Source organism: Micromonospora sp. RV43, from assembly GCF_001029515.1.
Lineage (GTDB): Bacteria > Actinomycetota > Actinomycetes > Mycobacteriales > Micromonosporaceae > Micromonospora > Micromonospora aurantiaca.
On record NZ_LEKG01000360.1, the window covers coordinates 1 to 1,343 of the forward strand.

2 protein-coding genes are annotated in these 1,343 nt (G+C 73.6%); one reads left to right on the forward strand and one right to left on the reverse strand.

Annotation, left to right across the window (positions count from 1 at the left end):
* Nucleotides 1-338: Rv2175c family DNA-binding protein (locus tag ABD52_RS37175; protein WP_047894863.1), on the reverse strand; the 338-nt coding region annotated here is incomplete at its 3' end.
* Nucleotides 339-468: 130 nt separating this feature from the next.
* Between ABD52_RS37175 and ABD52_RS37180 the strand changes: the two genes are divergently transcribed.
* Nucleotides 469-1,343: protein kinase (locus tag ABD52_RS37180; RefSeq protein WP_047894864.1), on the forward strand; the 875-nt coding region annotated here is incomplete at its 3' end.

The following is a 1,343-nucleotide window of genomic DNA, read 5'->3' on the forward strand; positions in this document are numbered from 1 at the left end:
AGATCGCCGCCGAGGGCTACGGCGGGGGTGCCGGGAAGACTGGGGTCCTCCCGGTAGAGCCAGCGCAGCGCCTCCTCGTCGTCGTACCCGGCGTCGGCGAGCAGGTTGAGCACGCCGGGCAGATGCTTGAGCACGGTGCGGTTGGCCACCAGGTCGGCCGGGATCCGGCGGACGCCGTCGCGGCGCACCGCGATCAGTTCGCGGTCGCGGATCATCTGGTGCACCTTGCTGATCGACAGGTCCAGGCGCTCGGCCACGTCGGGCAGCGTCAGCCAGCCGGCCGGGTCGGCCGGTCCGGCCAGGTCGGGGCCGGTCTCGGCGGGTACGGAATCGGTCACCCGACCACCCTGCCACGTGCCCGCCGGGCGCGGCGCGCGGCACCCCGCACCGTGGCGGTCCCCCCGTGTCGCAACCCGGCGGTAGCATCCTGTTCTCCCTTCACCCTTCCGACACATAGACTGCCTGCCGATGGACACACAGGTCGCCGACACGTTGCTGGGCTCGCTGATCGAGGGGCGCTACCGCATTCGCGGGCGCGTCGCCCGTGGCGGCATGGCGACCGTGTACACCGCCACCGACGAGCGCCTGGAGCGCACCGTGGCGGTCAAGATCATTCACCCGACCCAGGCGCCGCAGGCCAAGGCCCGGATGGCCGGCTTCGTCGAACGCTTCACCGACGAGGCGAAGACGATCGCCCGGCTCACCCACCCGAACGTGGTGGCGGTCTACGACCAGGGCATCCACGCCGGCCTGCCGTACCTGGTGATGGAGTACGTCCGCGGCCGCACGCTGCGCGACGTGCTCGCCGAGCGCCGCCGGCTGAACCCGGACGAGGCGCTCGCGATCACCGAGCAGATGCTCGCCGCGCTCGCCGCCGCGCACCGGGCCGGCCTGGTGCACCGCGACGTCAAGCCGGAGAACGTGCTCGTCGCCGAGGTGCCCACCGGCGGGAGCCGCAACCTCGTCGACAGCGTGGTCAAGGTGGCCGACTTCGGGCTGGCCCGGGCCGTCGAGGCCAGCGCCGAGGACGAGAACGGCAACCAGCTCATGGCGACGGTGGCGTACGTGGCGCCGGAGCTGGTCACCCAGGGCCACGCGGACCCGCGCACCGACGTCTACTCGGCCGGCATCGTGCTGTTCGAGATGCTCACCGGCCGGGTGCCCTACGACGGCGACCGTCCGGTGGAGGTCGCGTGGCAGCACGTCGACCGGGACGTACCGGCGCCGTCGACGCTGGTGCCGACGCTGCCGCCGGCTCTCGACGCGCTCGTCGCCCGGGCCACCCGGCGCGATCCGGCCGGCCGCCCGGCCGACGCCGCGGCGCTGCTGAGCGAGGTGCAGGC